Here is a 9,110-nt window from a genome sequence, read left to right as displayed (position 1 = left end):
GCTGGCGGCGAAAATGGGCATTGACCCGTCCACCGCATCGACCGTGGCTGCCGCCGCTACTCCGTATCTCGTGGCGTTCCTGAAGGAAAAGCTCGCCTGAGACCCCAGCAGCCCGGATGGTTGGGGACTGGCTGGCCTCCCAACCTAACTTGGCGGGCCTCGGCGCCCTTGCCCAGTATTCATCGACGTCGTCGATGTCTGTCGAGCGTCTTCACCGCGCGGATACACGTGCCACAACAGAGATGTACATGGGAGGGTACATCTGGGTTCCCGTCGTTGCAGCTTAGACAGCTTGGCGGTAACTGCCGAGTGCGAGGTCACGGTTGACGAGATTACTTCCAAACGTCGCCGTCGGCGGCCAATCAACTGGTGGTCTATAGCTCGTGGTAATCGGAGCGCCAGTTCGATGCGATTCGCTCCAGACAGCATCGACGTCCCGCAACAAACTTCCTGCCAAGATGTAGTCCCCCGACTTCGCCGCCTTTGCCTCCAGGCTCTCCAGCTTACTTGCTGGCAAGCTGCTGAGCTCAAATTGACAGTACAGATTCCGCTGCCGGAACGACGCCTTTGGCCGCGACAGACCGGCGACCAATGCCACTGGCGAGTTGACGGCAATATTTTCGTGCCCGCGATACTCCACGCGAATCCATAGGGCGCTCCAGTGCGGGCGAGTCTCTCAATCCAATGCGCCTAGGCTCGATGGGTCACTGGGTCATATATCACCTTGCATAGGTATCGCGGCACTCAGACCTGGTTCGTGCCGACGGTAGTAGGGACGTCGACCCGAGCACACGCCCGTTGATGACGTACACATCCCCCTTAACGCCGGACGTATTTTCGCCTTGTCTCCGCCGGGGGCGGGGAGCAGGCTGCCTGTACACGTGGAGGTTCGATTGGCGCTATTCGGCTACTTCATGCCAACATTGGGCTGCCTGCCGCAGTAACTCACCAAACAGCTTCGCCTCGGGAGCGGCGACTGCGTTACTGGTCGCCATTACGATATCAAGCGGCTGGATGTCCACCAACCCATCGCCGCGCTCAAGAATCCGAAGGCGCCCACGGGCGACTTGTGAGGGTACTGCCGCTACGACCATACCAGCGCTCACCCCGGCTAGAATGCCGCGCACTGACGTACTTTCGTATACGCAGCGATAGTCTGCTTCAGCTTTCTCTAGCGCAGCCAAGATATGGGCGCGGACAGTGCTTCCAAGCTCGTACAGCCCAATGGGTATTGGATTTTGCTGCCAAATGTGAGGCACATCTGGATGCGCAACCCAGCGTATCTGCTGGGTATACAAGAGGTCTCCATCCATGTGGGCCCCCCGCGCGCCAATTGCTAGGTCCAATCGGCCGGTCTGCAGCATTCCGGTAAGGTGCGCGGTCGATGCACAAACTAGCTCAATACGGACCATCGGGTGGATAGCATGAAAGTCTCGGATTGCGATGGGAAGCAGTCCGTTCGCATAGAATTCGGGAGCCCCGACCCGCAAACGCTGCTTTGCGCTGCCGCGGATTGCCACCCAGGCTTCTTCCTCCAGCGTAATCACTCGCATCGCGTATGCGTAAAGCGCTTCCCCGGAAGCAGTCAACTTTAGCTGTCTGTTTTCTCGACAAAATAACTTGGTCTCGGCCATCTGCTCCAGCTGGCGCATCTGCATGCTCACAGCAGCTTGCGTCTTGTGACAAGCGCGCGCTGCAAGCGTGAAGCTCTGACGGTCTGCGGCTGCTAGAAAAACCCGAAGTTGCTCGATGCTAGGTCTACGGCCCATAAGCGAAGTTTGTTCATCCCATCAATTTTTATTGCTTTATTCGTCGCCGCAGTCTACGCCATACTGGCGACGCGCCGGGATGACCTATGTCAAAAAGAATCGTCCTTACGATAGTGGTATGAATCGAAGTGGTGTAGAGAGAACATGCGAATCGACCCGAGAGTCGGACGCATTGGACCAGAGGCTGCTGAATTAGTTGCGGGGTTAGGCCGCCCTGGTCCGTGGTGACGTGCTCATACCCGGCGCATCCGGTTCAAATGCTGGGGCTTCAATTGTCGAGGTTTTCGAGTGCTTTTGTCGTCCTCACGGCGACGCTGGGTTTTACTGGAGGTGTTGCAACACGATGGTCGATTTGTGCGGCGATGCAGTGGAGCGAATCGAGTCAACATGGGGTATGGACAACTTGTTTTTATACGCATTTGCCATGGAGCAAGTGGCAGACTCCATCGTGATTACTGACTCGATTGGAATAATCACCTACGTCAATAGGGCGTTTGAAACTCAAACTGGCTATGAGCGCTCGATGGTGGTTGGCAATACGCCAGCCATATTGAAGTCGGGGAAGATGGCGGAAACATTCTACGAGAGACTATGGTCGATTTTAGGTGCGGGTGAGACATTTAAAGGAATATTTGTCAACAGAAAAAGAGACGGTACGCTCTTCTCCGAAGAGAAGGTGATAACTCCGCTTCGCCATTTGAACGGCGCAATTACTCACTTCATCTCTGCAGGAAGGGACGTCACCTCTCGCCTGGAATCGGAGCGTAGGCTGCGAGAGTTGGCTTGCTTCGACGATTTGACGAAGCTATATAACAGGGTCTCCTTCTTTGAGCAACTTGACGTATTAATCTCAGCCAGCAGCGAACGCTGCAACGGGGTAACTCTCCTTCTTATCGACCTTGACCGTTTCAAAGGCATAAATGACGCGTTGGGGCATGATATTGGGGACCAGGTACTTATCAAGGTGGCGGAACGCCTTGTCGATGCCACCAGGCTCGGCGATATTGTTGCGAGGCTCGGGGGAGATGAATTCACGGTTGCTCTTGCAGGCCCGCTTACGGATGCCGACAGGGAGTCGATTCTTCAACGCATTTGCGCCACGGTTGAAGCTCCGATAGTGGTATCGGGGACGCCTCTCTATGTAGGAGCTAGCATTGGCGTAAGCCGGTTCCCTGACGACGGCGGTGATAGTAAGGCGCTCTTCAAGCAGGCTGACATCTCGCTATATGAGGCGAAGCGTGAAGGGCGTGGTAGAGCGAAACACTACTCCCCTGCGCTAAGGAGGAATGCTGAGCGATATCACCAGATTTACCAGGCGATGCGGCATGCTTTCGGTGCCAGGGAATTGTGGGTCGCCTACCAGCCAGTTTTTGACTTGGAAATCAAGAAGGTCATTGGGGTTGAAGCCCTCGTCAGGTGGAATTCCCAGACCCTGGGTACGGTCATGCCCGCCGAGTTCCTCCCGGTAGTTTCTGATTTGGGGTTTGGCCACAAACTCACAGACTTTGTTCTCGAAAAGGCATCTTCAGATATCGCCCGTGTTAGCACAGAACTTAACATGTCATTAAGTGTGGCGGTAAATGTCCCAGCCGAAGAGCTACACGCTCCGGGATTTGCGGAGAAGGTTGGCGAGTTGCTCCGCAGTAGCGCACTTGCGCCGACCTCGCTGAAGGTCGAGATAACAGAAAGTGCACTTATCCCCCAAGGGGAGTCTTCTTCTTCTACGCTAGAAGCACTCGCAAACGCCGGCGTCGAGATAGTGATTGATGACTTTGGAACGGGGTACTCCAATCTCGGCTACTTAAGCACCCTTCCCGTAAGTTCGCTGAAGATTGCACGCTCATTTATTGAGAAGAGTGGGCGAAGCGAAAACTCAAAAAAAATAATCAGAGCGATTATGACAATAGCATCAAATTTTGGTATTGGTGTGGTTGCGGAGGTTGTCGAGACATCAAATGAGCTGGCTTTCTTGGAGGCGGAAGGCTGTCGCTTTATACAGGGATTCTTGGTCGCGCGGCCCATGCCGATAGGGGATTTGATTCACTATCTAGGTTCCTACGCGCAGGAAAATGAAGAGATGCAGAACGTAGTTACAGATAAATAGAGTAACCTTACTTAAAGGTGAGATTGTATTTTATGAGTTATTTTTGTATGGTGGTTCGCGATAGACTTCAGGTCAATAAAGTTAACGTGAAAATGAAGTGGTGCTCTGTATAACTTTGATTATACCATTGATTTCGTATACGAGTTGTGAGAAAAACGCAATGCGCGAAAACCTTCCGGTTATAGATGAAGAGTACGTACTGCCAGATGGTGAAGTCATCATTACTCGTACGGATACTTCCAGTCGTATCACATATGCTAACGAAGCATTCGTTCGAAGCAGTGGATTCTCAAGAGATGAGATTATCGGCGAGCCGCAGAACATTGTTCGCCATCCTGACATGCCCGCGAAGGCTTTCGAAGACATGTGGGCAACACTACGGGATGACCGACCGTGGACAGGGGTTGTCAAGAATCGGCGTAGGAATGGCGGCTTCTATTGGGTGGTCGCAAATGTCACGCCCGTATTCAAATCGGGACAGAAGATTGGCTACATGTCAGTGCGAACAAAGCCATCTAGAGAGCAAGTGGCAACTGCAACCGAGCTTTACCGAAAGATTCGGAACGGCGAGGACAAGAATTTCCGATTGCATCGTGGCGAAGTTAAACGCGCGGGACTCGCAGGACTTGCAAGCCGGATTCTAGGACTGCCTGTTAGCATCCGCCTTTGGACCGTAATACTTCTGCTCGTAGGCATTCTGTTGGCAGAAGCCACTAGTGTCAGCCTCTTGATAACCGATAGCGGCACTTTCTTAGAACGAGTATGGGTGCTCGCCGGAGCGGGTTCGGTTATTGGGCTCGGGGCGGCTTTCTATCTTTCTCGGCAGGTTCTGGAGCCACTCAAGAGACTAAATGAGACGGCCTTTGCGGTTTCCTCGGGGAAGGTGCAGACGCAGTTCCCGGAACGTGGTGACGTTCAGACGAAGATGTTGGGGCGTGTCTTGAATCAGATGAATGCCAAGTTGGTAGGCGTTTTGCTTGATGCGAGGGCGGCCGTCGACACTATCCGGGTGGCGGCAGATAATCAGGCGCGCGGTAATGCGGACCTCTCGCAGCGCAATGAAGAACAGGCGAGCTCAATTGAAGAAACAACAGCGAGCCTGTCCCAGGTCACTGAGACTGCGCGGCAAAACGCGTTGGGTGCGGAGCGTGTCAATGATGCTGCACACGAGGCTTCCGCCGTGGCAATGTCTGCGGCAAGCGAGGTTCGCAAGCTGGCAAACCTCATGAGTGAGCTAAATCGACAGTCTCAAAAGATTGCTGAAATAACTTCCATGATTGACGGAATTGCGTTTCAAACAAACATTCTCGCGCTTAACGCTGCTGTCGAAGCTGCCAGGGCAGGTGAAAGCGGTAGGAGTTTCGCTGTCGTTGCTATCGAGGTCCGTGGCTTATCAACTAAGACGGCGAGCGCAGCCAAGGAGATAAAGCTCCTGATTGACGATTCAAATCAAGCCATATCCAAGGCTGGGGAAGTTGCTGTGTGCGCGGGGGGGGCGATGGCAGGCGTAGAGGCGAAAGTGAGGGCGCTGATGGAGTCTGTGTCGGTCATCGCTAGCGCCAGCAGGGAGCAGAGCCAGGAGATTGGCAATATTGATTTGGCAGTGGGACAAGTTGCGCAACTAACGCAACGGAATGCTGGTCTCGTCGAGCAGGCAGCTGAGTCAGCATCCAAATTGGGTCAGCAGGCACAACATCTGGAGGACTGCGTAAATGTGTTCATGCTGACCGAATGAGTGCGAAGTCGACTGCCTCCTCGTAGGCCGCGACCGTCCGCCGGTGCCTGTCTAAACGTTTGGTTTTGATACAGGAGTGCCACCGGGATGGGTGTCATCAAAGCGCCGCTGTACAGTGGCGGCAGCATCGCGCAATGACGCAGGTGACCGCAAGCTGGTTTTCGCAAAAAATCGCCAACGCTGCCGAGAATGGAGAAGCGAACACGCCTGCTGTTCTACTGGGAAGATATCACCGTATTGCGGTGGAGTGCACGACCTAGACGAAAGAGGCACTGAAGATAGAAAGTTTCTCTTCGGTGCTAAAAATAGAGCCGTCGTTCAAATGATGGTCTCTCTGTTTTTGCTTCGGCCTAAAGTGTAGGTTCGACTCCGTGACGGAGCCGCATTGCTATCGCCAAAGAACGAGGACGCCTTGTCTTTGAGTGCTGGTGGCAGCGGTACGAAACGAGAGTCGCTAATAAGACGTTGTCATCCGAAATGCGGAGTTACGCAGGCGATACCAGGGCCAAAAAGTCAGTGACGCCGCCGCGAAAATAGCTGCCTGCCATTCTTCGATAGCGACCCAGAATTCGTCTGGATTTGTTTTGGCTTTGCCCCGGGGGTCACAGAAACCAAGGCGTGAGCACAGAGTACTTGTCTCCCGGCGCCAAGCTAACTTGGCCCTCGTCAAATCAGCGAAGTGGAAAATTCTGGCGGCGAATTGCTATTTTGGTTCGCTACTCGGTAGCAACGAGCGCTGGCGAAACGCTCGTGCTATTGCCGACCTTGTTTGTGACGGCGATGGACGACGTACTGGCTATGCCTTCTCCAAGAGCAGTGGCAGATATCCCTCGCTCCGCCAGCATCTTTTTTTGTTGAGATTGGTTTATATAATGATTTATTCTGTGATTGACCAATTGCTTTTAGGTATGCTTAGGTTTAACTTCTTGGACCTCGATTGGCTACGCATCCAGTTTAACCAGTGGGAACCGAAATACGACAAAAACGTTGCTGGCGGTCTCAGAAAGGTCTTCCCAGAGTTGCCGTTCTCTCCGACTTGGCTGGCCCAGGCCTGGGCGCTTTATGCTTGTTATGCTCGCCTTGCGCAACCTGAGCCAATGCGCAATGACATTGGCTTCCTTTATTTCATCCTTGGATTGAAGGCAGGCTGGCCGAGAAACAGGCGCTTTACCGAGAGTACCTGGCGTGTAGTCATGAAAGAAGGTGAGAAACGTGCGCGCCAAATCTTGACAATACTCTACATCTTCCATACTGAAGACGCCTGAAATCAAGGCGCCCTTCGGAGGAACGACTCCGCTAGCGACGGCCCGGCATCGAGATTGGTGCGATGCCAATGGATTGTGTTTGTGTGCACGGACGGACGAGGTAGACCGAGCGTGCGCCGCCCAGATGGCTAGAGAAGAGGCAGCTCAGGCCGCTTTAAGGGAGCACGAGTTGGTCCTTCGAGCAAAAGCACTTGCGTTCAACGCTAATCTTGCGATTCCGCTCAGATGGGTGCCCGGGGCCGTAGAGGATGAGTCCAGACATCTGGCCGGCACATCCGGAGAGGGTGGGCGACACCGCAATGTTGTTCACGTCTTGCTAGAGCGGGGGGGGCGCGATAGACGTCTGACACGGAGTGCCGGCGACTCGCTATGCATGCGTTCGCGACGATTCGGCGGCGAGAATTTGCCGGTACAGAAACCGAGGCAATACGCCCAGGGTTCCTGCAGAGCGTGTTTGACGGCGGCAAAGCGATGGCGCTGCGACTAGCCGGCGTTATTCGGGCCAGACGGCATCGACGTCCCTCAGTAGCCGCTCCGCGAGAATGTAGTCGCCCAGATTGCTCGCCTTTGCTTCCAGGCTCTCCAACTCAGCTGCTGGCAACTCGCTCAACTCAAATTGACAGTAGGAGGTTTCGCTGCCAGAAGGTCGTCTTTGGCTGCATCAGGCTAGCGACCAATGCCGTCGGTGATTTGACGGAGATATTCTCTTGCCCGCGATACTCCACGCGAATCCCAGCCTTCCGGCCCAGTCGGCGAAGGTCGATAGTATCTTGCCAGCCGGAATCGTAGTCCAAATCCACGACCGTTACTCCCTCTGCTTTCAGGAGCATCAGGCCTCCCCCTTGTTCCAACTCGAGCTGTCGCCATTTCCTTCTCCACTCACATCCTAGGCGTATGGGCCACGCCGTGCACCCCAACAGTATTGTAATCGCCGGCGGAGCATTGAACCTGACACGCCTCGCCAGCCCGTTTCGTTTGACAAGCTCACGGTAAGTGATAGGGCGTCCAGCACGCGCTGACTCCGAGTTTTCCATGCCGTCCATGCTCGGTGCGTCGCCCGGGTCGCACACGAGCTTGAGGAGATATTGCGGCACCCAGAATTGACCTGCTGAGCTTGTTTCATCGGCGATATGCCCTTGCCAGAAAAATGCCGGCGGCGAACCAGGTACGTGCCATTGCCGCAGCAGTGCTCGACCTCGAGTGGTGTCGGTTGTCTTTGCTCAAGCTCTGAGGTGACTGCATGGTGAGCAAGTAAAGTTTTTATCAGATGTAAATATCTTTTAATTTGCACACATCATGGATGTCATAGGCTAAGCGGCTGGCACCGCTCGCGTCCGGTGTGGCATCCAGTATGCGTTGCCACCCACCGCAAGTTACTGGCTATCCCCTGCCAAGTAACACAAAGCAACTTTGTGGAATCCCTCCAGAGGGGGGATGGGTCGTGTCTTCGAGGTGCCGATATAGTCTTCATGGAAACGTGTCGCTTGGCGAAACGCTTATGTGCTCACGCCTTGCATCAGGCGGAAAACTTTCACTGTCAAGTGAGTTCTTGAAGGTCAAGGGCATCTCGTTATACAGAAGTCATGCGCCCTCATTGCGCAGAGCCTGAATCGTGGCAGCAGCACCCATCGTTCGCTGCAGCCCGATCCAGAGCGTCTTGGCACCAGGTTCACCGTCGCTCTTGCGACCCAGGAAGCCACCCAGTGATGCAATCAGGCGAATCACTTGATTGAGCGTGGGCGGCTTTTGGGGGCGCGGCTTCTTCGAGAGCAAATAGGCACCTCGTATTTCGTCGACATCAAAGAACAGCGACGCATCCAGTTCAGGGCAGGTTCTCCCTAAACGCATTAGTCGCGCAATTCGCCACGAGACCACCATTCGAGCGCACGTTCGACACGGTCCATGTGCGATAGCTGCAACGCTTCCACCTTGCAGGCGTTTTTCTGCACATGGAAGAGCATCTCGATCTCCCATCTGGCCCGATACCAATCGATGAGTTCGATCACCGTGAAGTGTAGTAAAGGTGCGACCTCAGGGATTGAGCGAAAATCTCAACAAATCAATAAGTTGGCGATCCCTGCAAGGGCGTTGGTATCAACATTACTACGCTTTTCCGGAGAGCGTGCAAATGTTGGGGAGGCCCCTAACAGGCTGCTGAAGTACTAACCGCACAAGCGGCAAGACTTCCCGCTCTATGGTTGATGTGCCGCCTATTTTTCACAATCCGGAAGCTGCGC

4 protein-coding genes and 3 pseudogenes are annotated in these 9,110 nt (G+C 54.2%); 3 read left to right on the top strand and 4 right to left on the bottom strand.

All coding sequences use genetic code 11. The features are described 5' to 3' along the window. Positions 1-412: 412 nt before the first annotated feature. Both ACYP5B_RS15585 and ACYP5B_RS15580 read right to left on the bottom strand, forming a co-directional pair. Positions 413-646 (bottom strand): annotated as a pseudogene (locus ACYP5B_RS15585) (PHA-granule associated protein 4); the annotation flags it as partial. Positions 647-899: 253 nt separating this feature from the next. After that, positions 900-1,769, bottom strand: a complete 870-nt coding sequence (locus ACYP5B_RS15580; RefSeq protein ID WP_459570320.1) for a LysR family transcriptional regulator — start codon at positions 1,767-1,769, stop codon at positions 900-902. Positions 1,770-2,136: 367 nt separating this feature from the next. On the opposite strand from ACYP5B_RS15580, the gene ACYP5B_RS15575 reads away from it, so the two are divergent. The 3 genes from ACYP5B_RS15575 to ACYP5B_RS15565 all read left to right on the top strand — a co-directional run bounded on the left by ACYP5B_RS15575 (position 2,137) and on the right by ACYP5B_RS15565 (position 6,873). Next, on the top strand, positions 2,137-3,873 hold the full coding sequence (locus ACYP5B_RS15575) for a putative bifunctional diguanylate cyclase/phosphodiesterase (RefSeq protein ID WP_459570319.1): 1,737 nt from the start codon (positions 2,137-2,139) through the stop codon (positions 3,871-3,873). Between the two features lie 160 nt (positions 3,874-4,033). Further along, positions 4,034-5,608, top strand: coding sequence for a methyl-accepting chemotaxis protein (locus ACYP5B_RS15570; protein WP_459570318.1), 1,575 nt, complete (start codon positions 4,034-4,036; stop codon positions 5,606-5,608). A 656-nt stretch (positions 5,609-6,264) separates the two neighbouring features. After that, positions 6,265-6,873, top strand: coding sequence for a hypothetical protein (locus ACYP5B_RS15565; RefSeq protein WP_459570317.1), 609 nt, complete (start codon positions 6,265-6,267; stop codon positions 6,871-6,873). A 493-nt stretch (positions 6,874-7,366) separates the two neighbouring features. On the opposite strand, the pseudogene ACYP5B_RS15560 reads toward ACYP5B_RS15565, so the two are convergent. Together ACYP5B_RS15560 and ACYP5B_RS15555 are read right to left on the bottom strand one after the other, a co-directional pair. Beyond that, positions 7,367-7,740: pseudogene (locus ACYP5B_RS15560) on the bottom strand (PHA-granule associated protein 4). A gap of 714 nt (positions 7,741-8,454) precedes the next feature. Then, positions 8,455-8,879 (bottom strand): annotated as a pseudogene (locus ACYP5B_RS15555) (IS4 family transposase); the annotation flags it as partial. Between the last annotated feature and the right edge of the window lie 231 nt (positions 8,880-9,110).

The sequence above is a fragment of the Cupriavidus sp. 8B genome, assembly GCF_054589115.1.
This window is presented reverse-complemented; position numbering and strand designations above follow the sequence as displayed.

Bases quoted from the DNA above. Each gene is read 5' to 3' on its own strand.
- ACYP5B_RS15570 (WP_459570318.1), top strand. From the start codon at position 4,034: ATGCGCGAAAACCTTCCGGTTATAGATGAAGAGTACGTACTGCCAGAT.
- ACYP5B_RS15580 (WP_459570320.1), bottom strand. From the start codon at position 1,769: ATGGGCCGTAGACCTAGCATCGAGCAACTTCGGGTTTTTCTAGCAGCC.